The 24,979-nt window shown below is 73.4% G+C and carries 21 protein-coding genes; 9 read left to right on the forward strand and 12 right to left on the reverse strand.

What is annotated here, in order from left to right; genetic code table 11:
- Positions 1 to 44 precede the first annotated feature (44 nt).
- From nirD to KM933_RS28100, 3 genes are read right to left on the reverse strand one after another with little or no spacing between them, the layout of a single operon-like run.
- Entirely contained in the window at positions 45 to 485 is a 441-nt protein-coding gene (gene nirD / locus KM933_RS28090) for a nitrite reductase small subunit NirD (RefSeq protein ID WP_260334258.1), read from the reverse strand.
- Positions 482 to 3,181, reverse strand: a complete 2,700-nt coding sequence (nirB, locus tag KM933_RS28095) for a nitrite reductase large subunit NirB (protein WP_221357280.1) — start codon at positions 3,179 to 3,181, stop codon at positions 482 to 484. The genes nirD and nirB overlap by 4 nt, the downstream gene beginning before the upstream one ends.
- A complete protein-coding gene (locus KM933_RS28100; protein ID WP_221357282.1) occupies positions 3,181 to 4,527 on the reverse strand; it encodes an NAD(P)/FAD-dependent oxidoreductase in 1,347 nt (448 codons plus the stop codon). Before KM933_RS28100 ends, nirB begins: the two co-directional genes overlap by 1 nt.
- Before the next feature lie 236 nt (positions 4,528 to 4,763).
- Here KM933_RS28100 and KM933_RS28105 point away from each other — a divergent pair, with 236 nt between their 5' ends.
- The 4 genes from KM933_RS28105 (at position 4,764) to KM933_RS28120 (ending at position 7,897) form a co-directional block, all read left to right on the forward strand.
- Positions 4,764 to 4,931 (forward strand): hypothetical protein, encoded by a 168-nt coding sequence (locus KM933_RS28105; protein ID WP_221357284.1) that lies wholly within the window; start codon positions 4,764 to 4,766, stop codon positions 4,929 to 4,931.
- Positions 4,928 to 6,229 (forward strand): sensor histidine kinase, encoded by a 1,302-nt coding sequence (locus tag KM933_RS28110; RefSeq protein ID WP_221357287.1) that lies wholly within the window; start codon positions 4,928 to 4,930, stop codon positions 6,227 to 6,229. Before KM933_RS28105 ends, KM933_RS28110 begins: the two co-directional genes overlap by 4 nt.
- A gap of 94 nt (positions 6,230 to 6,323) precedes the next feature.
- Positions 6,324 to 6,974: a response regulator transcription factor gene (locus KM933_RS28115; RefSeq protein ID WP_221357289.1), complete on the forward strand. Its 651-nt coding sequence runs from the start codon at positions 6,324 to 6,326 to the stop codon at positions 6,972 to 6,974.
- 140 nt (positions 6,975 to 7,114) lie between these two features.
- Positions 7,115 to 7,897 (forward strand): sulfite exporter TauE/SafE family protein, encoded by a 783-nt coding sequence (locus tag KM933_RS28120; protein WP_221357292.1) that lies wholly within the window; start codon positions 7,115 to 7,117, stop codon positions 7,895 to 7,897.
- An 8-nt stretch (positions 7,898 to 7,905) separates the two neighbouring features.
- Here KM933_RS28120 and KM933_RS28125 read toward each other — a convergent pair whose 3' ends face one another.
- The 3 genes from KM933_RS28125 to KM933_RS28135 all read right to left on the reverse strand — a co-directional run bounded on the left by KM933_RS28125 (position 7,906) and on the right by KM933_RS28135 (position 10,298).
- Positions 7,906 to 8,568, reverse strand: a complete 663-nt coding sequence (locus KM933_RS28125) for a class F sortase (protein ID WP_308013568.1) — start codon at positions 8,566 to 8,568, stop codon at positions 7,906 to 7,908.
- A 137-nt stretch (positions 8,569 to 8,705) separates the two neighbouring features.
- Positions 8,706 to 9,242 carry a GVDTG sorting domain-containing protein gene (locus tag KM933_RS28130; RefSeq protein ID WP_221357293.1) on the reverse strand — a complete coding sequence of 179 codons (537 nt, stop codon included), beginning with the start codon at positions 9,240 to 9,242 and terminating at the stop codon, positions 8,706 to 8,708.
- A 405-nt stretch (positions 9,243 to 9,647) separates the two neighbouring features.
- Positions 9,648 to 10,298 (reverse strand): CatB-related O-acetyltransferase, encoded by a 651-nt coding sequence (locus tag KM933_RS28135; protein ID WP_221357295.1) that lies wholly within the window; start codon positions 10,296 to 10,298, stop codon positions 9,648 to 9,650.
- Between the two features lie 222 nt (positions 10,299 to 10,520).
- Between KM933_RS28135 and KM933_RS28140 the strand changes: the two genes are divergently transcribed.
- A complete protein-coding gene (locus KM933_RS28140) occupies positions 10,521 to 11,141 on the forward strand; it encodes an NADPH-dependent FMN reductase (protein WP_221357297.1) in 621 nt (206 codons plus the stop codon).
- 11 nt (positions 11,142 to 11,152) lie between these two features.
- On the opposite strand, the gene KM933_RS28145 is transcribed toward KM933_RS28140, so the two are convergent.
- From KM933_RS28145 to KM933_RS28175, 6 genes are all read right to left on the reverse strand, one after another.
- Positions 11,153 to 12,304, reverse strand: a complete 1,152-nt coding sequence (locus tag KM933_RS28145; RefSeq protein WP_430727378.1) for an aminoglycoside phosphotransferase family protein — start codon at positions 12,302 to 12,304, stop codon at positions 11,153 to 11,155.
- Positions 12,305 to 12,834: 530 nt separating this feature from the next.
- Positions 12,835 to 13,734, reverse strand: coding sequence for a GNAT family N-acetyltransferase (locus KM933_RS28155; RefSeq protein ID WP_221357299.1), 900 nt, complete (start codon positions 13,732 to 13,734; stop codon positions 12,835 to 12,837).
- A 300-nt stretch (positions 13,735 to 14,034) separates the two neighbouring features.
- On the reverse strand, positions 14,035 to 14,196 hold the full coding sequence (locus KM933_RS28160) for a hypothetical protein (protein ID WP_221357301.1): 162 nt from the start codon (positions 14,194 to 14,196) through the stop codon (positions 14,035 to 14,037).
- A 1,129-nt stretch (positions 14,197 to 15,325) separates the two neighbouring features.
- Positions 15,326 to 17,470: a molybdopterin oxidoreductase family protein gene (locus KM933_RS28165; RefSeq protein WP_221357303.1), complete on the reverse strand. Its 2,145-nt coding sequence runs from the start codon at positions 17,468 to 17,470 to the stop codon at positions 15,326 to 15,328.
- Between the two features lie 294 nt (positions 17,471 to 17,764).
- Complete coding sequence (locus KM933_RS28170; RefSeq protein WP_221357305.1) at positions 17,765 to 18,064, reverse strand: hypothetical protein; 300 nt, start codon at positions 18,062 to 18,064, stop codon at positions 17,765 to 17,767.
- A 154-nt stretch (positions 18,065 to 18,218) separates the two neighbouring features.
- Positions 18,219 to 18,908, reverse strand: coding sequence for a SanA/YdcF family protein (locus tag KM933_RS28175; RefSeq protein ID WP_221357324.1), 690 nt, complete (start codon positions 18,906 to 18,908; stop codon positions 18,219 to 18,221).
- Positions 18,909 to 19,152: 244 nt separating this feature from the next.
- Between KM933_RS28175 and KM933_RS28180 the strand changes: the two genes are divergently transcribed.
- From KM933_RS28180 to dnaG, 4 genes are all read left to right on the forward strand, one after another.
- On the forward strand, positions 19,153 to 19,980 hold the full coding sequence (locus KM933_RS28180) for a sirohydrochlorin chelatase (protein WP_430727379.1): 828 nt from the start codon (positions 19,153 to 19,155) through the stop codon (positions 19,978 to 19,980).
- A 118-nt stretch (positions 19,981 to 20,098) separates the two neighbouring features.
- Positions 20,099 to 21,445, forward strand: a complete 1,347-nt coding sequence (locus KM933_RS28185; RefSeq protein WP_221357307.1) for a deoxyguanosinetriphosphate triphosphohydrolase — start codon at positions 20,099 to 20,101, stop codon at positions 21,443 to 21,445.
- 121 nt (positions 21,446 to 21,566) lie between these two features.
- Positions 21,567 to 22,832 carry an NAD(P)/FAD-dependent oxidoreductase gene (locus KM933_RS28190; protein ID WP_221357308.1) on the forward strand — a complete coding sequence of 422 codons (1,266 nt, stop codon included), beginning with the start codon at positions 21,567 to 21,569 and terminating at the stop codon, positions 22,830 to 22,832.
- Between the two features lie 46 nt (positions 22,833 to 22,878).
- Complete coding sequence (gene dnaG, locus KM933_RS28195) at positions 22,879 to 24,807, forward strand: DNA primase (RefSeq protein ID WP_221357310.1); 1,929 nt, start codon at positions 22,879 to 22,881, stop codon at positions 24,805 to 24,807.
- Positions 24,808 to 24,979 lie beyond the last annotated feature (172 nt).

Genomic DNA, 24,979 nt, shown 5'->3' on the forward strand with positions numbered 1-24,979 from the left:
CGGCCACATCCGGACCCCCACCCGGCAGCGCTCCGGGCGGAGCCCTACCCCACCCGTACCTCGTACGTCGTCACGCGTACCGACTCGTCGTCCAGGCACCGCCCCGACGCCAGGTCGAACCGCTGCTTCAGGAGCGGCGAGGCCACGAACGGCCGCCCCCGGTGGGAGCCGGTGAGGCCGCGCGACAGGACGGCCGCACCGGAGAACGGATCGCGGTTGTCGATCGCGTACAGCCGCCCCGCACGGTCCATGAACACCGCCACCTGCCGCCCGTCCGGCAGCAGCGCGGCCACCCCCCGGCCGGGAACCAGCACGGACGGGTCGCAGACGGCGAACCACTCGCCGTCCGTGCCGGTCGTGCCGTCCGAACCGTCCGAACCGTCCGAACCGTCCGTGCCGGTCGTGCCGGTCGTGCCGTCCGGTCCGGCCGGCCGGAGCCGGACCATGAGCGTGAGCGTCGTGGTCGTCTCGGGTGCGAGCGTCATCGCAGGCCACTTCCTTCCAGGGGGCGGGTGCCGATGGTCAGCAGCGGCAGGTCGGGCTTGATCTGGTCGCGCTCGGGGACGAACCCGACGACCGGGTCGGGGGTGTCCGGCGCGTTGACGAAGGACACGAAGCGGGACAGCTTCTCCGGGTCGTCGATGGTCGCGGCCCACTCGTCGCGGTAGGCGGCGACGTGCGCGGCCATCAGCGACTCCAGCTCCCCGCAGATGCCCAGCGAGTCGTCGACGACGACGTCGCGGACGTGGTCCAGGCCGCCGGGGAGCCGCTCCAGCCAGGTCGAGGTGCGCTCCAGGCGGTCGGCCGTGCGGATGTAGAACATCAGGAACCGGTCGATCAGCCGGACCAGTTCGGCGTCCGAGAGGTCCTGGGCGAGCAGGTCCGCGTGGCGCGGGGTCGCGCCGCCGTTGCCGCCGACGTACAGGTTCCAGCCGTTGGCCGTGGCGATGACGCCGAAGTCCTTCGACTGGGCCTCCGCGCACTCGCGGGCGCACCCCGAGACCGCCGACTTGAGCTTGTGCGGGGAGCGCAGACCCCGGTAGCGCAGCTCCAGGTCGATGGCCATGCGCACCGAGTCCTGGACGCCGTAGCGGCACCAGGTCCGCCCGACGCACGACTTCACCGTCCGCAGCGACTTCCCGTACGCGTGCCCGGACTCGAAACCGGCGTCCACCAGCCGGGTCCAGATCAGCGGCAGCTGCTCGACGCGGGCGCCGAACATGTCGATCCGCTGACCGCCCGTGATCTTCGTGTAGAGGCCGAAGTCGCGGGCCACCTCGCCGATCACGATGAGCTTCTCCGGGGTGATCTCCCCGCCGGGGATGCGTGGTACGACCGAGTACGAGCCGTTCCGCTGCAGGTTCGCGAGGAAGTGGTCGTTGGTGTCCTGGAGGGCGGCCTGCTCACCGGCCAGGACGTGGTTCTCGGCGCCGATCGCGGGCGCGAGCGAGGCGATGATCGAGCCGACCGTGGGCTTGCAGACCTCGCAGCCGTCGCCGCCCCGCGCGCCCTCACGGCCGTAGCGGTCCAGCAGTTGCCGGTACGAGGAGACGCGCAGGGCGAGGACGATCTCGTACAGCTCCTCGCGGGTCTGCGGGAAGCAGCCGCACAGGCCCTTGTCGACCTCGACGCCGGCCGCCTCCAGTTCGGAGGTGACCAACTGCCCGAGCACCTTGACGCAACTGCCGCAGCCGGTACCGGCCTTGGTGCACTTCTTGACCTCGGGGACCGTCGTGCAGGAGTGCTCGGTGACCGCGCCGCGGATCGCGCCCTTGGTGACGTTGTGGCAGGAGCAGACGATCGCCTCGTCCGGCAGGGCGGACGGGCCGAGCTGGACGGGCGCGCCGGCGCCGGCGGGCAGGACGAGCTGTTCCGGGGCGACCGGCGGCACCGAGCCGGTGAAGGCGCGCAGGGTGCCGTACGCCTCCGCGTCGCCGACCAGGATGCCGCCCAGCAGCTCGCCACCGGGCCCGATGACCAGCTTCTTGTACGTGCCCGAGCGGGAGTCCGCGTAGACGACGTCGAGGCAGTCGGCGGTGGTGCCGTGCGCGTCGCCGAAGGAGGCGACGTCGACCCCGAGGAGCTTCAGCTTGGTGGAGAGGTCGGCGCCGGTGAAGGAGGCCGCGGTGGTGGTGCCGGTGATGTCGGCGGTATCGGCGGTATCGGTGGTGCCGGTGGTGCCGGTGAGGGCGGTCCCCTCGGCGGCGATCGTGGCCGCGGCGGTCTGCGCCATCTCGTAACCGGGCGCCACCAGGCCGTACACCCGGCCGTCGGAGGCCAGCGCGCACTCGCCGATCGCGAAGACGCGCGGGTCGGAGACCGTACGGCACTGCTCGTCGACGCTGATGCCGCCGCGCTCGCCCACGGTGAGCCCGCAGGCGCGGGCGAGCTGGTCACGGGGGCGCACCCCGGCCGAGAACACCACCAGGTCGGTGGCGACCGTGGAGCCGTCGGAGAGCCTCATGCCGGTCACGGCGCCGTCGTCGCCGGTGACGACCTCCTGCGTGCCCGTGCCCGTGTGGACGGTCAGGCCCATGTTCTCGATGGTGCGCAGCAGCGCGGCGCCGCCGCCCTCGTCCACCTGGACGGGCATCAGCCGCGGCGCGAACTCCACGATGTGCGTGGCGAGCCCGAGCCCCTGCAGCGCCCCGGCGGCCTCCAGGCCGAGCAGCCCGCCGCCCACCACGGCACCGGTCGTGGCCCGTGCCTTCGCGTACTCCTCGATGGCGAGCAGGTCCTCGATCGTGCGGTAGACGAAGCAGCCCTCGGCGTCCTTGCCCGGTACGGGCGGCACGAAGGGGAACGAGCCGGTGGCGAGAACCAGCGTGTCGTAGCCGACGACCAGGCCGGAGCGGGCGGTGACCCGCCGGGCGGCCCGGTCGACGCTCTCGGCCGGGTCCCCGACGTGCAGCTCGATCCCGTGCTCCGCGACGAACGCCATGTCGGTCATGGACAGTTCCTCGGGCGTACGGCCCGAGAAGTACGAGGTGAGCTGTACGCGGTCGTACGCGGGACGCGGCTCCTCGCACAGCACGACTACGCGGTGCGTGGCGGTCAGGCCGCGCTCGGCGAGCGCTTCGAGGAAGCGCTGGCCGACCATGCCGTGGCCGACGAGCACGATCGTGGGGCGGCCCGTGGCCGTGGGGCGGGGGCCGGTCCCCGCGTGTGCGGTCGTGGACATCAGGAGCCTCCATCGTTGGTGAGCAGGTGGAGCAGCGGGGCGCCGTCCGCGGGGAGCGGCTCCGCTCCCTCCCAGGCGCGGGCGAGGGCGCCGACGGTGCCGAGCTCGCCGACGAGGACCCCGCCCACCAGGCGGTCGTCGCGGACGACGACCTTGCGGTAGGTGCCGCGGGTCGCGTCGGTGAGCTGGACGACGTCGTCGCCGGGGAGGGCGGTGTGCTCCCCGAAGGCGGCGAGGTCGAAGGGGGCGCCGGAGCCGGAAGAACTGTCGGGGCCGCCGGGGCCGCCGGGGCCGAGAGGGCCGAGGGGGCCGAGAGGGCCGCCGGGGGTGAGGGTCAACCGGGTGAGGGCGCGGGTGCCGCGGTAGCCGCGGTGGCCGGTGGCGCCTTCCGTGGACGCGGTCCCCGCCGGGCCCCCCGTCGGCGCCCCCGCCGGTGCCCCGGCCAGCAGTCCGGCCAGCACCTCGGCCTGTTCGAGCGCGGGGGCGGCCAGGCCGTAGACCTCGCCGTCGTGCTGCGCGCAGTCGCCGATCGCCCGGATGCGCGGGTCGGAGGTGCGCAGTTCGTCGTCGACGAGGACGCCCTTGTGCACGGCGAGCCCCGCGTCCCGGGCCAGGCCCACCCGCGGGTGCACCCCGCAGGCCAGCACCACCAGGTCGGCGTCGAGGGCGTACCCGTCGGCCATCTCGACCGAGCGGACCGCGCCCTCCACGCAGCGCACGCCGCGCACCCGGCTCTCGGTGTGCACCTCGATCCCGAGGTCCGTGAGGTGCCGGAGCACCAGCCGGGAGGCGGGCGGGTCGAGCTGGCGTTCCATCAGGCGCTCGCCCTGCTGGGCCAGCACCACCTGGGCGCCGCGTTCGGCGAGGGCGCGGGCGGCCGAGACGCCGAGCAGACCGCCGCCGACGACGACGGCCCGGGTGCCGTGCCGCACGGCCGCGGAGAGGCCCAGGCAGTCGTCCATCGTGCGGAACGCGTGGACCCCCTCGGGCAGTTCGGGCCGGCCGGGTCCGAACAGGCCGCGCAGGGGAGGGAGCACCGGGTTGGAGCCGGTGGCCAGGACCAGGGTGTCGTACGCGAGTGCCGTGCCGTCGTCGAGGTGCACCCGCCGCTCCGCGCGGTCGACGCGCACCGCCCGGCCGCGGGTCAGCCGCTCGGGCGCCGGGAGGGCGATGACCTCGGGGGCGTACCGCCCGGCCAGGACCTCCGCGAGCAGGACCCGGTTGTACGGGCCGTGCTCCTCCTCCCCGACCAGTACGGCGGACATGCCGAGCTCCGCGAGCCTGCGGGCGAGACGTACGCCCGCGAGACCGGCGCCGATCACCACCACACGCGTATTCGAGGTCATGCACGGCAGCGTGCGGTGCCGGTGTTACCCGGCCGCATCACGACTGTTTCCCACGGGGAACGCTGCCCTCAGCGGCACTCCGGTCCGGGTGTGAGGGTTCCCGGCGGTGGGGTTGACCGAACCCCCGGGGGCCGTGCGGGCACCATCGTCGGCGGGGCCGGGACACGGAAGTCTTGGGGTACCGGGCCCGTCGGCACAGGGGGCCCGGACGTACCCGTCCACATGGAGGAGCGACCATGACGCCCACGGCGACCGTGGCGACCACAGCGACCGTGGCGCCCACGGTGACCACGGACGGCGTCCGCAAGCCGTACGTCCACGGCCACGTCCACGTCCACGTCCACATCCACGGCCACGGCCACGTCGGCGTCCGGTACGGCGCCGCCGTACGGGTCCGGCCATGAGGTCCCCGGTCGCCGCCCTCGCGGTCCGGGCCGCGGGCCGTCCGCTCGCCGCCTTCACCCCGCGGGCCCTCGCCACGCTGCTCTACGCGGTGATCGCGTTCCCGCTCGCCCTCGCCGGCTGCCTGCTGACCCTCGCGGGGCTGCTCGTCGGCGGGGTCCTGTCGGTGACCACGCTGGGGCTGTGGGTCCTCGCCCTGACCGTGCGGGGCGCGCTCGCCCTCGGGGCGCTGCAACGGTTCCTGGCGCGCCGGCTGCTGCGCCTGCGCATCGAGGAGCCGCCGACCCCCGCGGCGGACGGGGTGCTCGGCCGGCGGCGGGCCCTGCTCCTGGGCCGGACCGGCTGGCGGGCCGTCGGCTGCGCGCTCGCCGTGCCCCTCACGGCGGCGCTCGCGTACGCGAGCGCCGTGGGCGCGTACGGCTACGGGACGCAGTCGGCCCTCCACCCCCTGCTCAAGCACTGGAACCACCACACCGTGCGCGACGGCGACTCCGTACGGCAGGTGTCCCTGGAGGTCCTCGGCGTCCAGCTCGACACCTGGCCGCGCTGGCTGGTCCCGGTGGCCGCGGGACTCCTGCTCCTGTCGGCGGCGCCCTGGCTGACGCGCCACGCCCTCGTCCCGCACCGCCTGCTGCTCACCGCCACGCTCGGCCCGAGCGGCGCGGACCGCCGCATCCGCACCCTGGAGGAGACGCGCGCCCAGGCCGTGGACGACGCGGCGGCCACCCTGCGCCGGATCGAGCGCGACCTGCACGACGGGACCCAGGCCCGGCTCGTCGGGCTCGCGATGCACCTGACGATGATCCGGGAACTGATCGGCGCGGACGCGGACCGCGCACGGCTGCTCGCCGTCGTCGACACCGCCCAGGGCAACGCCAAGCAGGCCATCGCCGACCTGCGCCACCTCGTCAAGGGCATCCATCCGCCCGTACTGGACCAGGGCCTGGACACCGCCCTCGCCACCCTCGCGGCAGACGTGGCGCTGCCCGTCGAGGTCGTCGCCGGCATCGGGTCCCCGCGCCCGGCGCCCGCCGTCGAGTCCATCGCCTACTTCTGCGCGGCGGAGCTCCTCGCCAACGCGGCCAAACACAGCGGCGCACCGGGCGCCGCGGTGGAGGCGACCGCACGGGACGGGCTGCTCCGGCTCGTCGTCCGGGACACCGGCCGCGGCGGCGCGGCGATCGGAGCGGGCTCGGGCCTCACCGGCCTGCTGACCCGGGTACGGACCGTCGACGGCACGCTCACCTGCGACAGCCCGCCGGGAGGGCCTACGGTGGTCACCGTCGAACTGCCGTACTGAACCGCGGTACCGGTATGCCGCACCGGACCGCGGTACCGGGCCACCGCACCGGACCGTGGTACCGGACCGTTGCATCGATCATCACGAGGGGCACATGCGCGTTGTCATCGCCGAGGACTCCGCCCTCCTGCGCGACGGCCTGGTCCAGCTCCTGGGCCTGCGGGGCGTGGAGGTCGCCGCGGCCGTCGGGGACGCCGAGACCCTGCTGACCGCCGTGGCCGAGCACCGCCCGGACGCCGCCGTCGTCGACATCCGGCTGCCGCCCACGCAGACGGACGAGGGGCTCCGGGCCGCCGTACGGCTGCGCGCCGACCACCCCGGCACGGGGGTGCTGATCTTCTCCCAGTACGTCGAGACGAAGTACGCCGCCCAACTGCTCGGCACCCGTCCGGGCGGCGTCGGCTACCTCCTCAAGGAGCGGGTCGTCGACATCGGCGAGTTCGTGGACGCGCTGGAGCGGATCGCCGCCGGCGGGACCGCCCTGGACCCGGAGGTGGTCGCCCAGCTCTTCGGCGCGAGCCGCCGCGCCGGAGTGCTCGACGCGCTCACGCCCCGCGAGCGCGAGGTGCTCGCGCTGATGGCGGAGGGCCGGACGAACCACGCGATCGCCGTGTCCTTCACCGTCTCGGAACGGGCCGTGGAGAAGCACATCGCCAACATCTTCACCAAGCTGGGCCTGCCGCCCTCGGACACGGAGAACCGGCGGGTGCTGGCGGTCCTGCGCTACCTGGAGACGACGGGCTGACCCTTCCGCACCACGACGACCCGCGAACCCCGGACGACCCTTCCAACCCTCCAACCCCGGACGACCCGCGAAGCTCAGAAGTCCCTCAAGCTTCACAAGTTCCATGGACCGCACATCTACCCGTCCATAGGGTCGTGACCATGCCAGACATCTCGCTGACCGTGATCATCGTCCTGTGTCTCGCCGCGCTCGCGGCCGGATGGGTCGACGCGGTCGTGGGCGGCGGCGGACTGCTGCTCCTGCCCGCGCTGCTCCTCGGGCTGCCGAACTCCGGCTCGGCGGCCCAGTACGCGCTCGGCACCAACAAGGCCGTGGCGATCGTCGGGACGACGGGCGCGGCGGTGACGTACGCGCGCAAGGCGCCCGTCGACGTCCGCACGGCGGTACGGATCGGTCTCGCGGCGCTCGCCGGGTCCACCGCCGGGGCGTTCGTCGCCACCGGAATGAGCACCGAGGTGCTGAAGCCGGTGGTCATGGTCGTCCTGCTGGGGGTGGGCGCCTTCGTGATCATGAAGCCCGCCTTCGGCAACGCACCGTCGACCGAGCCCGTCGCACCGCGCCGCGTCCTCGCCGCGATCGGGCTCGCGGGTCTGGGCGTCGGCTTCTACGACGGCCTCGTCGGCCCCGGCACGGGGACGTTCCTCGTGCTCGCCCTGACCGCGCTGCTCCACCTCGACCTCGTACGGGCCTCCGCCACCGCGAAGATCGTGAACTGCTGCACCAACGCCGGCGCGCTCGCGACGTTCGCCTGGAAGGGCACGGTGTTCTGGCAGCTGGCCGCGCTGATGGCGGTGTTCAACCTCGTCGGCGGGATGGTAGGGGCGCACACCGCGCTCAAGAGGGGCAGCGGTTTCGTCCGGATCGTGCTGCTGACGGTGGTGTTCACGCTGGTGGCGAAGATGGCGTACGACTTCTGGCTCTGAGGGGCGCGCTACCGCCGCGTCCCCGGGCGGCTGCCCGTGAGGTGGGCGAAGACGACCACGTTGCCCCGGTAGCCGGTGACCGCCGACCAGCCGCCCCCGCAGGTGATCACACGCAGCTCCGGGCGCCCGGCGGCCCCGTACACCTTCTCGTCCGGGAAGCCGCGGGAGTCGTACACCTCGACCGCGTCGACGGAGAAGAGCGCGGTGCTGCCGTCCCGGCGGCCGATCTCGACCGTGCTGCCCTTCTTCAGGGCGCCGAGGCGGTAGAAGACGGCGGGTCCTTCGGCGTTGTCGACGTGTCCGGCGACGATCGCCGTGCCCGTCCCACCGGGCGCGGTACCGGCCTCGTACCAGCCGGCGAGGTTCTTCCTGGCCGCGGGCGGCACGTCGAGGCCGCCCCGCGGGGTGAGGCCGAGGCCCATGAGGGGGGCGTCCACCCGGATCGAGGGGATGCGGACGCGGTCGGGCGGCACGTACGGCAGCGCGGCGGCGGACCGGTCGGTGGCGGGCCGGCCGGTGGCGGGCCGGTCCGTACGGGCCTGCGCGGCCGACGGCTGGGGCGGCGCGTGCGTCTCCGTGCCCCGGTGCAGCAGCCAGGCCCCGCAGAGGAGGGCGACGAGGGTGGCGGCGGCTATGGAGACATTGCTGAACGGGCGGCTGAACGGGCGCACATGAGCCTCCTCTCGGTTCTGTCGCGGCGGTGCGGTTCCGTGCGGTTGCCGGATCCCGTGCCCCCTCCGGGCCACGAGGGGTGTCGGGCCGGGAGGGGGAGGGGACCGCGGTACCGGCGGACAGCGGAGGGTGTCCGTCAGATCCCGTCGCCTCTCGCCCGGCGATGCAGGAGCCAGGTACCGCCCGCGGCGGCGACGGCGAGCGCCGCCACTCCCGCCGCGGTCTGCACGGGGTCGGGGCCGAGTGCGCCGCCGACCCCCGTCTTCACGCTTCCCCGGGGCTCGACCCGTGGCCCGACCCGTGGCCCGGCCTCCTGGGTGGAGGTGAGGGTGACCACCAGGTCGCTGGTCATCCGCCGACCGCTGGAACAGCGCGCGACGATCTCGTACGTGCCCGGCTGCGCGGACGGCGGCACCTCGAACCGGCCGACCGCGTCCCCCTCGTGCGCGCTGGGGACCAGGGTGAACCGGCCCGCGCCGACGGCACCGGCGTCACCGGACACCGCGTCGTCCGCCCCGCACGCCGCCGTGTTCACCGTGACCTCGGCGCCGGGCGCGACGGTGGCCGGGTACAGCTCGACGGGCTCCGCCCCGGCCCCGTACGCGGGCGCCCCGCAGAGGCCCGCCGCGGCGACGGCGAGCGCGGTACCGGTCAGCAGACGGGCTGTACGCATCGTGCTTGCTCCTCCGAGGGTTCCAGAGGGCACGGCCCGCGACTCCCGTGTGCCGCTGCGTCGGTCGTGCCCCTGCCCTACCGAGGTAAGTGGCAGTCGGGAACGCACGCCTCCCGGCAGAACGCGGGAAAGGCGGTGAAGGGGTGTCGGGCGGGGGACGCCGGTCCGGTTCCCGGCACCGTTGTGCCAGGTCACAGGCGTGTCGGCGACGCGCGACCGGCGAGAACCCGAAGGCGGTGGGCGACACGGATGAACGGGTGACCTACTCGGCCTGTTTCAGGATGACTCCGCCCGGTCAGGGGGTCTCCACCGGGCCGGGAGCGGGCCGGGGCCGGGGAAGGAAGAAGAGGAACGTGCCCGCGTTCCTGCCCCGACCCGCTCCCGTGGAGGCTTGCCGCGGAGGCGTCACGCGTGCGGGGTGCCCGGGGCGGCGGCCTCCAGATCGGCGATGCCGCCGGACATGATGGTCCGCACGTGGTCGGTGATGTGCTCCGCGGGCCAGTCCCACCAGGCCACCGCGAGCAGCCGGGCGACGTCCTCCTCGCTGTACCTGGTACGGATGAGCCGTGCGGGGTTGCCGCCGACGATCCCGTAGTCGGGTACGTCCGCGGTGACCACGGCGCCGGAGCCGATGATCGCGCCGTGCCCGATCCGCACACCGGGCATCACCGTCGTGCCGTGGCCGAACCAGACGTCGTTGCCGACGACGGTGTCCCCCCGCTGGGGCAGGCCGGTGAGCAGGTCGAAGTGTTCCGACCACGAGCCGCCCATGGTGGGGAAGGGGAAGGTCGAAGGACCGTCCATCCGGTGGTTGGCACCGTTCATGATGAACCGCACCCCCGTACCCAGCGCGCAGAACTTGCCGATGACCAGCTTCTCCGGCCCGTAGTGGTGGAGCACGTTGCGCGTCTCGAACCCGGTCGGGTCGTCCGGGTCGTCGTAATAGGAGTACTCCCCGACCTCGATCAGCGGGGACTTCACCAGCGGTCTGAGCAGCACCACCCTCGGCTGCTCGGGCATCGGGTGGAGGACCGTCGGGTCGGCGGGTACAGGCATGGAAGCGGTTCCTCGTCAATCGTGGCCGGTGGCCGGTGGCCGGTGGCCGGTGGCCGGTGGTCGTGGTCGCGGTTCGGCGCCCGGCCCATGATCGCTGCACCTTCCCGCTCCAGGACACCCATTTACCGCCCGCGCGAACGCATGCCCACTCCCTTCCCGCTTCCCGCTCTTTCCCTGGCGCTGCTTGACCTCAAGTTTGGTCGAGGTGTGAGGCTCGGTCACATGAATCCCGTCACGGACGTTCCCGTCACCCGCCCCTCGTCCACCGCACCCCTCAAGGTCGCCGTCATCGTCGGCAGCAACCGGGAGGGCCGCTTCGGTCCTGTCGTCGCCGACTGGCTGCTCGACCGGTTCCAAGGGCGTACCGACCTCACGGCCGAGGTCGTCGACACGGCCGACGCGGGGCTGCCCACGGCCCTGTCGTACTCCCCGTCCGCCGAGGTGGCCGCCGAACTGGCGAAGGTCACGCCCAAGCTCGCCGGCGCGGACGCCTTCGTCGTCCTGACCCCCGAGTACAACCACTCCTTCCCCGCCTCGCTCAAGGCCCTCATCGACTGGCACTACGAGGAGTGGCGCGCCAAGCCCGTCGGCTTCGTCTCGTACGGCGGCGTCTCGGGCGGCCTGCGCGCCGTCGAACAGCTCCGCCAGGTCTTCGCCGAACTGCACGCCGTCACCGTCCGCGACACGGTGTCCTTCCACAACGCGGGCGCGTCCTTCGACGACGCGGGCCGCCACAAGGACTCCGCGGCCCCGGACGCCGCCGCGAAGGCGATGCTGGACCAGCTGGCGTGGTGGGCGGCGGCGCTGCGGGACGCCAAGGCGGTGCGCCCGTACGGAAGCTGACGCCGGACTCGTTACCCGCGGTCGGCGAGCGCCTCGGTCACCGCCCGGCGGCCCACCGACGCGAGCACGGGGTTGGTGACCCGGTAGTGGTGCCACGCCGTCAGCCCGAAGTACAGGGCCCAGCCCCGCCCGCGCGCCCAGGTCGCGTCGTCGACGCGGGCGGCCTCACGGAACAGCGGGCGGGTACCGGCGTCGAACACGGCCCAGGCGGCGAGCACGTCGGCCGCCGGGTCCCCGGTGCCGAGGCCGCCGAAGTCGATGACCGCGCCGAGCCGGCCTCCCCGGGCCAGCAGGTTGCCCGGCAGCAGGTCGCCGTGCAGCCAGACGGGGACGCCGTCCCACCGGGGGACCCGCAGGGCGTCCTCCCAGGCGGTGGTCGCGCCGTCCCCGTCCAGTGCGCCGTCCGCGTCCGCGTCCAGGTCGCGGATCGCCGCGCGGACGTGTTCGTCGTCGGCGAGGGGACCGCCCCGCCAGGACGGCGGCCCGCCGGTGGCGTCCGCCTTCCGCAGGGCCGCGACGAAACGGCCCAGCTCCACTGCCGCGTGCGCGAGACCGGCCGGGTCGAGGGGCGCGGTGTGGAGGTCGTCGCCGTCCAGCCAGCGGAACACGCCCCACGGCAGCGCGTACCCCCGGCCGGGCGCCCCCTCGGCGAGCGGCTCGGGCACGGCCAGCGGGAGGTGCGGCGCGAGCCGGGGCAGCCACCGCTGCTCCTTCGCCACCTGCCCCGCCCCGCCGGGCAGCCGCGGCAGCCGTACGACCATGTCGTCGCCGAGCCGGTACATGGCGTTGTCGGTCCCGGCGGACACCACCTGCTTCACCGGCAGTCCGGCCCACCGGGGGAACTGCTCACGCACCAACCGCTCCACCAGCGCCACGTCGATGTCGAGTTCGCCGGGGCGCATCTTGGGGGCGGGCGGCACGGGACTCCGTAAGGGGTGGGGACGGAGGGCGGGGTGACAGCGCTCGGCCCACGGCCGGGCTGAAGAATCTACTGGCTTCAAAGCACGGTGTCTCCATGGTGGTTCGTGCTGGAGGCCGCTGGTGAGGCAGTCGTCGAGGACGTCCGGGTGGTACGGGAGCGGGCGTAGAGCACGCCGGACCGCGGTGATCAGCTGGTTGGGGTCGGCGAAGGCCCGGCTGACCGGCGTGGTGCGCCGCAGCACGGGCCAGATGCTCCCGACCGGGTTGAGATCGGGTGCGCAGGAGGGCGATTGCACCACGGTGAGTCAGTCGCGGCCAGCGATGTAGCGGCGTAGCCCGGCTGTCAGGTGGGTGTCGAGATCGTCCCGGAGCGGCACGATCGACCCGCCGAGCCGCTGGTGGGAAACCTGGCTCAAGTCACGGTAGTCCCTCCGGGGGAGCCGGCGCGGCGACGGACGGCCGGCGCCGGGAGCGGCCCCAGGCCCGGATGACTGGGGTGGGGCCCCGTCGAGACCAGGTGAGGGTGGTGGGCGGCGTCATCGCGAACCTGGCCTCCTCCTCGAACACAGGCCATGACCCGAGCGCCACCACGATCATTCCGTGTTCTGAATCGGGTCGCTGTTCTGCAATTTGATTCCTCGGGGAGGCTGATGCTCCAGCTGTAGATCGTGATCTTGCTGGTGGGGCTGGTCCGAGCGCAGATTCCGAATGTCGCCGACAAGGGGTCCGGATCTGCGCTCGGACCGGACCCCTCAGCGTGTGCTGCTCCTCGCTAGGCCGCCTGGCCCGCCGGGTGGAAGTTGATGCGTTCGCTGATGACGGGGAAGCCGGCCTTGGCAAAGTTCGCGGCCATGGGGAAGTTGCCCTGATCCGTCGCTCCGCTGACGAACTCCGCGCCCTGCTCGACGAGGAGGTGGGTGCACTCCGCGAGGAGGTCGTAGGCGTAGCCGCGACCGCGCTGTTCCGGGACGACTCCGATGAAGCCGATGGTCGGGCCGGAGGGGTTGTGGGCGGGGATGTGGATGCCGGCCAGGTCGCCCTCCGGCGTGTGCGCGGTCTGCCACCACTCCCGCGGGGAGGGGCACCAGTGGAAGAAGTCGAGTTCCTCCTGGGCGGCCTGGTCGAGGCCGCCCTCTTCGATGGCCCTGAGCGCGTGGGCGTCCAGGGTGACGGAGTGGATGCGGCGCAACGCGTCGAAGAGCACCGTGTCGTCGGGTTCGGCGCTGAAGCGCAGGCGTCCGGGCCGCTCGGGCAGACCTCGCTCCGGGGTCCAGCGGTACAGGAAGCGTTCCACCAGGAGTTCGTACCCGGCGGCTCGTGCGGCGGCGAAGCGCGCCTCGCCGGCGGCACGCAGGTCGGTCTTTTTCCGCCAGCCGCCGGGCAGGTTGATCTCGAGTTCGACCTGCCAGGGAGCGGAGCGCAGGAGTTGGGCCCCGGCCTCCTCCTCGCCCTCGGCCACGTCGAACCAGTTGATGTTGACGGGCTCCGAGTCGTCGGGGCCGCCCCACCACGCGCCGCGTGCGACGACCTCGCCGTCGCGCAGGGCGACGCGCTTCCAGTCGGGGCGGAACCGGGTACGCCGATGGCCTTCACGGGCGCCCAGGGGGTCGGGGAGTGCGTCGAAGAGATGAGCGTCGCTCGCGGAGAGCGCGCGGATGACCGGATCGGTCATGGATTCCTCCGGAATACAGGCTGCTTGGAGCGCTCCCGGTCAGAACTCACGAACCACGCCGGGACAGCGGAAAGAGGGAGCGCTGGAAAGGTGTGAACCGCACGGCACTCGCCTCCTTCCGTCCATCTCAGGGCGTGGAGCCACACATTAAGTGATCTACCGCGGGCCCGTCCACGGATTTCCTACGCCCTGACCCGCGATTGATGTGGTCTAGCGTTTCCCGTGGCAGTTGGGTTCGGGCGCCGTGCCATGCACCGGATTCCCCTGACCACGCACGGCCCAGCGGGACTTCGCCGGCGTTCACCAGCCCAGCAGATTCACGGACCTCCGGCCGAGCCGGCCCGCGAACGACATAGCTCGGCCGTCCAGGTTCGGTGGCGGGACCTGGTCGCAGGTGGCCCGGGCGTCGAACCACGTCGAGCCCCGGTGCGGGCCGGTGACAATGAGGCCACCGGTGATCATCGGTGTGTGAAGACAGAAGATCAGTCGGTGGCCGCAGGCCACAGCTCAGATTCTGCCCACCGGCAGGGGCCGGGGCGGAAGCAGGTGTCGCCCAGGCGGTGACGCTCGTCACGGCCTTCCTCAGCCGGACCGGACGGCCTGGGTGGCCTCCGTATCCGGTGGAGCCAAGACCTCGGACGGCCTCAGGTTCTTCCCGGCCGCCTACGATGCGGGGCATGCCGTCATCAGGGATCGCTCCGGAAAACCGCCGTGGGGGGACGGGGCCGGCCGATCCGGTGTCCGCACGAACGGATCGGATCGTCAGAGCACTGTCGTGCTGGTGGGCATCCGCACCCCTTCTCCTGTTCGCCCCGGCGATCGCTCATTGGATGGGGTTACCGGACACGGAACAAGAGACCGGCCGGGCTTTCGTCCTGATGGCGCTGGGCGCTGCCGTATGCGCTCCGGCGGCGGGATTCGTGGTGGCCCAGGTCAGAGACAGGCGAGGAGACCGTGCACGATTTCTGATCATGGCCACGGTGTCCGGTGTGCCGATTCTCTTCTTCCTGGTCTTCGGAGTGCTGTACACGGAATGCCCGGACGGATACCACTGCTGAGGGCTGCCCGGGAATTTTCCCGTAACCGCCGACCGCGAGTGAGACGATCCTGGTGTGACGGGGTGGGCCCCGTCCCGATCATGGACAGAACCCTGGCGCCTGATCCGGAGCCCCTGGTGAGCGTCCCTGATGCCGGGAAGGGCATGGGGAACGGGCGTTGACGCAGTACTGATGCAGGTGACGCGCCGGGGAACGAGCCCCAGGAAGCGTCGGCTGAGTGTGGCGGGATTCGTACAGGACGAGGCGGACCTCTTCTCCGGTCTGTGCGTGAGCAGCAGTCCGCCGATGGCTCGCCCGCCTCGGCATCGTCCTGGACGACGCAGCCCTCGCCGGGCCCTGGCCCAGCCTGACGCTCACCGAGGACGACGGAGGGGAGTTACGGCCGAACCTCCGCGAGGCGACCGCGGACGACATGTCCGGGCGAGGGCTGCTGATCGTCGGACAGGTGGCCGACCGGTGGGGCGTGGACCGGCTGACCGGCGGCAAGTCCGTCCGGTGCGAGCTGGACGTCGTGCACCAGGGGACGGCCCCGCTCAGCTCACCCGTTCCACCCGGACCGCGCAGGTCTTGAACTCCGGCATGCGTGAGATCGGGTCGAGGGCCGGATTGGTCAGCGTGTTGGCCCGGCCCTCGCCCGGCCAGTGGAACGGCATGAACACCGTGTCGGGCCGGATCGCGGTGGTGATCCGGGCGGGCGCCACGGCCCGGCCGCGCCGGGACACCACCGCGAGGGGTTCCCCGTCCACCGCCCCCAGCCGCTCGGCGAGCCGGGGGTGCAGCTCCACGAAGGCCCCGGGCGCGGCGGCGTTCAGCTCGTCGACGCGGCGGGTCTGGGCGCCCGACTGGTACTGGGAGACCACCCGGCCCGTGGTCAGCAGCACGGGGTACTCGGCGTCGGGCTCCTCGGCCGACGGCCGATGCCCCACGGCGACGAAGCGGGCCCGCCCGTCGGGCGTGGCGAACCGGTCGAGGAAGAGCCGCGGCGTACCGGGGTGCGGGTCGGCGGGGTGCGGGTCGGCGGGACCGGACCCGGACCCGGACCCGGACCCGGAGTCGACCGGCCCCGGGCACGGCCAGAACACCCCGTTCTCCTCCGCCAAGCGGCGGTACGTGAGGCCCGAGTAGTCGGCCGGCCCGCCCTCGCTGGCCCGGCGCAGCTCCTCGAAGACCTCCTCCGGGTCCGTGGGGAAGCCCTTCTCCACGCCGAGCCGGGCGGCCAGCTCATGCATCACGTGCAGATCGCTGCGCACCCCGTCCGGAGGCGTGATCGCCTGCCGGCGCAGCAGGACGCGGCCCTCCAGGTTCGTCGTCGTGCCCGTCTCCTCGGCCCACTGGGCGACGGGCAGGACGACGTCCGCGAGTTCCGCGGTCTCGGACAGCACCACGTCGGCTACGGCCAGGAAGTCGAGGGAGCGCAGCCGCTCCTCGACGTGGGCGGCCCGGGGCGCGGACACCACCGGGTTCGAGCCCATCAGCAGCAGCGCGCGGATGTCCGTACTCAGGGCGTCGAGCAGCTCGTACGCGCTGCGGCCCGGCCCCGGCAGCGAGTCGGGGTCGACGTCCCACACCTCGGCCACGTGCCGCCGTGCCGCCGGGTCGTCGAGCTTGCGGTAACCGGGCAGCTGGTCGGCCTTCTGTCCGTGCTCCCGCCCGCCCTGCCCGTTGCCCTGCCCGGTGAGGCAGCCGTACCCGGAGAAGGGCCGCCCGGGCCGCCCGGTCGCCAGACAGAGGTTGATCCACGCGCCGACGGTGTCCGTCCCCTTGGAGTGCTGCTCGGGCCCCCGCGCGGTGAGCACCATCGCGGACTCCGGTTCGCAGAACAGCCGTACCGCCTCCCGGAGTCGGGGGACGGACACTCCCGTGATCCGCTCCACGTACTCCGGCCAGTGCGCCATCGCGGCGGCCCGCGCCTCCGCCCAGCCGCTCGTGCGCTCCCGGATGTACGCCTCGTCCGTACGCCCCTGCGCCACCACCAGGTGCAGCAGGCCGAGCGCCAGGGCGAGGTCCGTACCCGGGCGGGGCGCCAGATGCAGGTCGGCCTGTTCGGCGGTGCGGGTGCGGCGCGGATCGACGACGATCAGCGTGCCGCCGTTCTCCCTCAGCTCCGTGAGGTAGCGCAGGGCCGGCGGCATGGTCTCGGCGAGGTTGGAGCCGACCAGGATCACGCACCCCGTCCGCGGGATGTCCTCCAGCGGGAAGGGCAGCCCCCGGTCCAGGCCGAAGGCCCTGATCCCGCCGGCCGCCGCGGACGACATGCAGAAGCGGCCGTTGTAGTCGATCTGCGAGGTGCCGAGCACGACCCGGGCGAACTTGCCGAGCGTGTACGCCTTCTCGTTGGTCAGCCCGCCCCCGCCGAAGACCCCGCACGCGTCCGGGCCGTACGCCGTACGCGTCCGGGACAGCCCCTCGGCGATCCGGTCGAGCGCCTCGTCCCAGCCGGCCGGCCGCAGCACGCCGTCCGGCGACCGGACCAGCGGGGAGGTCAGCCGTACCCGGGAGGAGAGCAGCGCGGGCGCCGTGCGGCCCTTGCCGCACAGGGCGCCCCGGTTCACCGGGAAGTCGGCGCGCTCCGTCACCTCGACCGTACCGCCGCCGGCACCGTCCGGCACGGGCGTCAGGTTCATGCCGCACTGCAGCGCGCAGTACGGGCAGTGGGTGGGGGTCACGGAGGTCTGCATACGGCTCAGCGTGCGGCGCACGTGTTACGCGGCGGGACGCACCCCTGTTACGCGGCAGGCACGGGGACCTCCCCGTGCGGACCGGACCACCGTGAGGGCGACGGCAACGGCGGTGATGGCGACGTGTGAGGGCGGCAGTGGCGACGGGGCGGGAGCGCTCGCCGGCGCTCCCGCCCCGCCCGCCCGTCCATCCCGCTCAGGGGCCGTGCTCACTCAACGCGCAGGCGCACCTACGCGCGCACCCACGCATCCACGCGCGCACGCACGCGATGCGCACGCGTACGCGCGATGTGCTCAGCACTCGTACGCGTAGTACGGCTCGTCGTCCGAGTCCACGCCGATGCGCCCCACTCCGCCGGGTCCGATCTGGATGCAGCTCGGGTCCCATCCGTCGACTTCGACGGTGGCCGAGATCGTGTGGCCGCACGCGTTGCGGATGTCGGCCCATCCGAAGCCGTGGTTGCCGAGCCTGGCGCAGCCCGGCTCCCTCGGCGCCACCTCGTCCTCGGCCGAGGCGGTCGCCACGGCGCCCGGGGCGGAGAGCAGCGCGGCCGCCATGGCGGCGACGAAGGCAGTACGCAGACCAGTCATCATGTGCCCTTTCTTCTGAGCCCAGTTGGGATCCGGGCTTGCGAAAAGGACACTATCCGTAGCCAGTTGACTACAGAACGCTGCGGAACTGCTTTCATGCTGCCGGGTGAGCGGCGCCCGTCAAACCCGGCGGCCCTGGTGAGGTCCGTCTCGTCGACTATCGGCCATCGGTCGCCAACGCCCTTTCCACGCCCGGCTCTTGAGGCCCCAGGAACACGGGGTCCGGCTCGACGACCGCGTCCATGAGTGCCTTCCCCGCCGCGGCCACCTCGCGCACCCCGCCGTAGTACCAGGTCGCGTCGTGCACGTCGTCCACCCCGACCCCGTACGACGTGACGCCCGCCTCCTGGCAGAGCGCCACCGCGCGCCGGATGTGGAAGCCCTGGCTGATCAGTACGGCCTCGTCCACGCCGAAGATCTTCTTGGCCCGTACGCAGGAGTCCCAGGTGTCGAAACCGGCGTAGTCGCTGACGATCCGCCCGTCGGGCACGCCCTTCCCCGTGAGGTAGGCGCGCATGGCGTCCGGCTCGTCGTAGTCCTCGCGGCTGTTGTCGCCGGTGACCAGGACCACCCGGACACGGCCCGACCGGTACAGCTCGGCCGCCGCGTCCAGCCGGTGCGCGAGGTACGGCGACGGCTCGCCCCGCCACAGCCCGGCCCCGAAGACGACCGCGACCCCGGTGCGCGGCACGTCCGCCGTCGTGCGCAGCCGGCCGTCCGCGACCGTGTGCAGCCACGTCGCCGGGAGCAGTGCGAGCACGCAGCCGGCCATCACGGCCTGCACGGCGCGCCGCCGCCCCGTACGGGAGCGCGGCAGCCGCGGTCGCGGCAGCTCCGGCAGCCTCATCGGCCGCAGCGCCGCCCACGGCGGCTTCGGCGGTCTCGGCGGTCTCGGACGACGCATGGGACGGTCCCTCCCCGGGTGGCCTCGCCCCGGGAGACGCCGAACGCGGCGGTCCGGTTCACTCCGCACGGTCCACCACACCTCGCACCGCACCTCACACACCCCCGCACCCCCGCGTGAAGCCCCGGAAAAGGCCCGTGACGACGGCGCAACGGGAAGGCAACCTCGCCCCGGCACCCTTGGGGGCATGACGGCGCACCGCATGAACCGGATCAGCAGCCCGCCCGGCCCCGTGTCCCCGCCCGGCCCCGTGCCCCCGGGCGGCGCCCGGCGGGCCGCCCCGCCCGCGCTCGTCCTGGTGGGCCACGGCAGCCGCGACCCGCGTGCCCTGAGGACCGTCGGGGCCCTCATGGACCGGATCCGCGTGCTGCGCCCCGGCCTGCCCGTGCACCTGGGGCACATCGAGCTGAACGAGCCCCTGCTGCCCGACACGCTCGCCGCCCTCGGCGCCGGTGACGCGGTCCTGGTACCGCTGCTGCTGAGCCGCGGTCACCACGTCAAGCGGGACATCCCCGAGGCCGCGGCCGTCTCCCCGGCCCGTACCCGGACCGCCGCGCCGCTCGGACCGCACCCGCTGCTCGCCGAGGTGCTGCACGAGCGGCTCGCCGAGGCGGGCTGGCGCACGCCGGACGACGCGGAACGCCGGGTGAGCGCGGTCGTGCTCGCCGCGGCCGGATCGCGCGACCTCGAATCGGCCGCCGACACCCGCCGCGCCGCCGGGCTGCTCGCGGAGCGCCTCGGTGTCCCCGTCGTGCCCGCCTACGCCTCGGCCGCGTCGCCCACCGTCCCGCAGGCCGTACGGGCCCTCGCGGCCCGGGGCCGCCACCGTGTCGCCGTGGCCTCGTACTTCGCCGCCCCCGGCCGCTTCTCCACCGAGTGCGCGGCGGCCGCCCCGTGGATCGCCGCGGCCCCGCTGGGCGCCCACCCGGCCGTGGCCCGCCTGGTCCTGCACCGCTACGAACGGGCGCTGGCCATCCCGGTAACGACGCGACACCCCCTGGCTGCAACCGCCTAGGGACGCACCTTTCGCCTCTGAGGGGCGCGGGGAACCGCGCGACCAGCCACAGCGCACCCGCACCCGCCCAGCCCCCGGCGGACTCCGATTGTCACCGGTTCCGCTTACTGTTCAGAGCATGGAAGGCACCAGCACCCACCTCACCTCCCAGGCATACGAGCGCCTGGTCCCACCCGTCGGCTACGACCCGGCGGCCGTGGCCCGTTGGGCCACCGAGCCGGACAAGCGCCCGGGCCGCACCGCCTTCCAGCGCGACCGCGCCCGTGTCCTGCACTCCTCCGCCCTGCGCCGTCTCGCGGGCAAGACGCAGGTCGTCACCCCGGGCACCCCCACCCGCGCCGGGGACGCCACCCCCCGCACCCGGCTGACCCACTCCCTGGAGTGCGCCCAGGTCGGCCGCGAGCTCGGCGCCGCCCTCGGCTGCGACCCCGATCTCGTCGAGGCGGCCTGCCTCTCCCACGACCTGGGCCACCCGCCCTTCGGGCACAACGGGGAGCAGGCGCTGAACGAGTTCGCCGAGGACTGCGGCGGCTTCGAGGGCAACGCCCAGTCGCTCAGACTGCTCACCCGCATCGAGCCCAAGCGCTTCGTGCGCGTCGACGCCGTGCCGTCGGCCGCCGCGGCGGACGGGGACGGCCTCGTCAGCGTCGGCCTCAACCTCACCCGTGCCGTCCTGGACGCCGCCACGAAGTACCCCTGGCCGCGCGGCGCCCACCCCACCGACCCGGACTCCCCGAAGTTCGGGGTCTACGAGGACGACCGCCCCGTCTTCGACTGGGTCCGCGAGGGCGCCCCCGGCACCCGTACGACCTTCGAGGCCCAGGTCATGGACTGGTCCGACGACGTGGCGTACTCGGTGCACGACATCGAGGACGGCCTGCACGCGGGCCACATCGACCCCGACTGCCTGCACGCGGAGCCCGAGCGCCGGGAGGTCTTCCGGGTCGCCCTGGGACGCTACGTCGCGGCGGACACCGACCCCGCCGAACTGGCGGCGGCCCTGGACCGGCTCCTGGAACAGGAGTGGTGGCCGCACGGCTACGACGGCTCGGCCGTCGCCCAGGCCCGGCTGAAGGACGCCACCAGCCAGCTCATCGGCCGGTTCTGCCTGGCCGCGGAGGGCGCCACCCGCGCGGCGTACGGGACGGGCCGGCTCACGCGCTACGGCGCCGAACTGGTCGTCCCGCGCGCGGCCCGCCTGGAGTGCGCGGTGCTCAAGGCGGTCGCCGACCGGTACGTCATGCAGCGCGCCGAGCAGGAACTGCTCCGCGCCGACCAGCGGATCGTCGTCGCCGAGCTGGCGGAGGCGCTCACCGTGCGGGCGCCCGAGGGCCTGGACCCGCAGTTCCGGGCCCTCTTCGAGCAGGCGCCGGACGACCGTGCCCGCAAACGGGTGATCGTCGATCAGATCGCCTCGCTCACGGACGCCGCCGCGCGATCACTGCGGGCGAGGCTCACGGGGTAGGCGTGACGTCCGGAGGGGGCGGGCGTGACCCTGCGTGGCCTGATCGGGTCACTCCCTCTTCCCCCATCACACTGCGTGCGGGACGCTCGCAGATGGCGACACCGTTACGAGGAGGCATCAAGTGGTCGACGCGGATCAGACATTCGTCATCGTCGGAGGAGGCCTGGCCGGAGCCAAGGCGGCCGAGACCCTCCGGGCGGAGGGCTTCACCGGGCGCGTGATACTGATCTGCGACGAGCGGGACCACCCGTACGAACGGCCGCCGCTGTCCAAGGGCTACCTGCTCGGCAGGGAGGAGCGCGAGAGCGTCTTCGTCCACGAGCCCGGCTGGTACGCGGCCAACGACGTCGAGCTGCACCTCGGCCAGACCGTCGACGCGATCGACCGGGCCGCGAAGACCGTCCGCTTCGGGGACGACGGCACGCTCGTCCACTACGACAAGCTGCTGCTCGTGACCGGCGCCGAGCCGCGCCGCCTGGACATCCCCGGCACGGACCTCGCCGGCGTCCACCACCTGCGGCGCCTCGCCCACTCGGAGCGCCTCAAGCACGTACTGGCCGCCCTCGGCCGCGACAACGGCCACCTGGTGATCGCGGGCGCCGGCTGGATCGGCCTGGAGATCGCCGCGGCCGCCCGCGAGTACGGGGCCGAGGTCACGGTCGTGGAGGCCGAGCCGACCCCGCTGCACGGGGTCCTGGGACCCGAGCTCGGCGAGCTCTTCGCCGAACTGCACCGCGAGCGCGGCGTCCGCTTCCACTTCGGCGCCCGGCTCACCGAGATCACCGGCCAGGACGGCATGGTCCTGGCGGTCCGCACCGACGACGGCGAGGAGCACCCGGCGCACGACGTGCTCGCCGCGATCGGCGCCGCCCCGCGCACCGGACTCGCCGAGGCGGCGGGCCTGGAGATCGCCGACCGGGCCCACGGCGGCGGCATCGCGGTCGACGACCAGCTGCGCACCTCCGACCCCGACATCCACGCGGCCGGTGACGTGGCCGCCTTCCACCACTCGCTGTTCGACACCCGGCTGCGCGTCGAGCACTGGGCGAACGCGCTGAACGGCGGCCCGGCCGCGGCCCGCGCAATGCTGGGCCGCGGAACGGCGTACGACAGGGTGCCCTACTTCTTCTCCGACCAGTACGACGTGGGGCTGGAGTACTCGGGCTGGGCGCCCCCGGGCACGTACGACCAGGTGGTGATCCGGGGAGACGCCGGCAAGCGCGAGTTCATCGCCTTCTGGGTGAAGGAGGGACGCGTGCTGGCCGGGATGAACGTGAATGTGTGGGACGTCACAGAACCGATCCAGCAGCTGATCCGGACGGGGGTACGGGTGGACACGGAGGCGCTCGCGGACCCGCGCGTTCCGCTGGACACCCTGGTCCCGTGACCGACGGGGGGACTCCGCTGTCACACCGTCCCCGTAGACTCGGCGCGTGGCCGGGAGGATCAACGACGAGGACGTGAAGGCTGTTCGGGACGCGGTCCCGATCGACGCCGTGGTGTCCGAGTACCTCCAGCTGCGCAACGCGGGCGGCGGGAACCTCAAGGGACTGTGCCCCTTCCACGACGAGAAGTCGCCCTCCTTCCAGGTCAGCCCGAGCAAGGGGCTCTTCCACTGCTTCGGCTGCCAGGAGGGCGGCGACACCATCACGTTCGTGATGAAGGTCGACCACCTCTCCTTCTCGGAGGCGGTCGAGCGCCTCGCCGGACAGGCGGGCATCACCCTGCGGTACGAGGAGGGCGGTTACAACCCCTCCCACCAGCGCGGCGAGCGCATCCGCCTGATCGAGGCCCACAAGGTCGCCGCCCAGTTCTACATCGAGCAGCTGGACGGCAGTCCCGAGGCGGACACCGGCCGCACGTTCCTCGCCGAGCGGGGCTTCGACCAGTCGGCCGCGACGCACTTCGGCGTGGGCTACAGCCCCCAGGGCTGGGACCACCTCGTGCGACACCTGCGCGGCAAGGGCTTCACGGACAAGGAGCTGCTGCTCTCCGGGCTCGCCCAGGAGGGCCGCCGCGGCCCCATCGACCGCTTCCGCGGCCGGCTGATGTGGCCGATCCGCGACATCGGCGGCGAGGTCGTCGGCTTCGGCGCCCGCAAGCTGTACGAGTCGGACAACGGCCCCAAGTACCTGAACACCCCCGACACGCCGGTCTACCGCAAGTCCCAGGTCCTCTACGGCATCGACCTCGCCAAGAAGGACATCGCCAAGAGCAGCCGGGCCGTCGTCGTCGAGGGCTACACCGACGTGATGGCCTGCCACCTCGCCGGTGTCACCACCGCCATCGCGACCTGCGGCACGGCCTTCGGCGGCGACCACATCAAGATCCTGCGAAGACTCCTGATGGACAACGGCTCGGCGCGGGTGATCTTCACCTTCGACGGTGACGCGGCCGGCCAGAAGGCCGCCCTGCGGGCCTTCGAGGACGACCAGAAGTTCGCCGCCGAGACGTACATCGCGATCGCCCCGGACGGCATGGACCCCTGCGAGCTGCGCCTGGCCAAGGGCGACGCGGCGGTCGCCGACCTCGTCGAGCCCCGCACCCCGCTCTTCGAGTTCGCCCTGCGCCAGATCATCGCCCGCTACGACCTGGAGACCCCCGCGGGCCGCGCCGCCGCGCTCGACGAGTCCGCGCCCGTCGTGGCCCGCATCAAGAACAGCGGCGCCCAGCACGAGGTCGCCGTCCAGCTCGCCGGCATGCTCGGCATCCTCGACACCCAGTTCGTCGTCAAGCGGGTCGCCCAGCTGGCCCGCTGGGCCCGCGACCGCGGCGGCAAGGGCCCCGCGCCGACGGGCGACGGCCGCTCCCCCCAGCAGAACGGCCGCCTCCCGCAGCAGTACGACGGCGGCGGCCCCAGGCCCCTCTCGGGCCCGGCCCTGACCCTGCGCAACCCGGTGTACGCCACCGAGCGCGAGCTGCTCAAACTCGCCCTCCAGCGCCCCGACCTGGTCTCCCCGGCCTTCGACGCGTACGGGGTGGACGAGTTCACCGCCCCGCCGTACGCGGCCGTCCGCGAGACGATCATCGAGGCGGGCGGCGTGGAGCACGGCGTGCAGGACCCGCAGGAGTACCTGGTCCGGGTCCGCGAGGCCGCCCCCGACGACGCGGTGCGCGCCATGGTCACGGAGCTGGCCGTCGAGGCCATCATGCGCAGGACCGTCGACGAGGCGTACGCGGGCGAGCAGCTGGTGACCGTCCGCCGCCGCGCCGTCGAGCGCCGGGTGCGCGACGTCCAGGGCGCCCTCGCCCGCGCCAGCGCCCACGGGGACCAGGCCCAGCTCGCCGCCGTGCAGAACGAGCTGTGGGTGCTCCAGCAGTACGACCAGGCGCTGCGCGAGAAGGGCGCCTCCGCGCTCTGAGCCGCCCGGCGGTCCGTCCGGCGGCCCGCCCGGTCCCCGCACCGGCGTGCGGCCGGGTTCCCCGCGCCGGCGCGGCCCCCGGCGGGTTCCGCATCGGGAACCGGACACCCGGGGAACGTGCCAGATCAGCGCACGGACGAGCACATCGGCTTGCGGCGAGGGTAACCGGGCA

Source organism: Streptomyces beigongshangae, assembly GCF_019710745.1.
Taxonomy (GTDB): Bacteria; Actinomycetota; Actinomycetes; order Streptomycetales; family Streptomycetaceae; genus Streptomyces; species Streptomyces beigongshangae.

Coding starts and splice junctions, on each gene's coding strand:
- nirD (WP_260334258.1), bottom strand. CDS start 485: ATGACGCTCGCACCCGAGACGACCACGACGCTCACGCTCATGGTCCGG.
- nirB (WP_221357280.1), bottom strand. CDS start 3,181: ATGTCCACGACCGCACACGCGGGGACCGGCCCCCGCCCCACGGCCACG.
- KM933_RS28100 (WP_221357282.1), bottom strand. CDS start 4,527: ATGACCTCGAATACGCGTGTGGTGGTGATCGGCGCCGGTCTCGCGGGC.
- KM933_RS28105 (WP_221357284.1), top strand. CDS start 4,764: ATGACGCCCACGGCGACCGTGGCGACCACAGCGACCGTGGCGCCCACG.
- KM933_RS28110 (WP_221357287.1), top strand. CDS start 4,928: ATGAGGTCCCCGGTCGCCGCCCTCGCGGTCCGGGCCGCGGGCCGTCCG.
- KM933_RS28115 (WP_221357289.1), top strand. CDS start 6,324: ATGCGCGTTGTCATCGCCGAGGACTCCGCCCTCCTGCGCGACGGCCTG.
- KM933_RS28120 (WP_221357292.1), top strand. CDS start 7,115: ATGCCAGACATCTCGCTGACCGTGATCATCGTCCTGTGTCTCGCCGCG.
- KM933_RS28130 (WP_221357293.1), bottom strand. CDS start 9,242: ATGCGTACAGCCCGTCTGCTGACCGGTACCGCGCTCGCCGTCGCCGCG.
- KM933_RS28135 (WP_221357295.1), bottom strand. CDS start 10,298: ATGCCTGTACCCGCCGACCCGACGGTCCTCCACCCGATGCCCGAGCAG.
- KM933_RS28140 (WP_221357297.1), top strand. CDS start 10,521: ATGAATCCCGTCACGGACGTTCCCGTCACCCGCCCCTCGTCCACCGCA.
- KM933_RS28155 (WP_221357299.1), bottom strand. CDS start 13,734: ATGACCGATCCGGTCATCCGCGCGCTCTCCGCGAGCGACGCTCATCTC.
- KM933_RS28160 (WP_221357301.1), bottom strand. CDS start 14,196: ATGATCACCGGTGGCCTCATTGTCACCGGCCCGCACCGGGGCTCGACG.
- KM933_RS28165 (WP_221357303.1), bottom strand. CDS start 17,470: ATGCAGACCTCCGTGACCCCCACCCACTGCCCGTACTGCGCGCTGCAG.
- KM933_RS28170 (WP_221357305.1), bottom strand. CDS start 18,064: ATGATGACTGGTCTGCGTACTGCCTTCGTCGCCGCCATGGCGGCCGCG.
- KM933_RS28175 (WP_221357324.1), bottom strand. CDS start 18,908: ATGAGGCTGCCGGAGCTGCCGCGACCGCGGCTGCCGCGCTCCCGTACG.
- KM933_RS28180 (WP_430727379.1), top strand. CDS start 19,153: ATGACGGCGCACCGCATGAACCGGATCAGCAGCCCGCCCGGCCCCGTG.
- KM933_RS28185 (WP_221357307.1), top strand. CDS start 20,099: ATGGAAGGCACCAGCACCCACCTCACCTCCCAGGCATACGAGCGCCTG.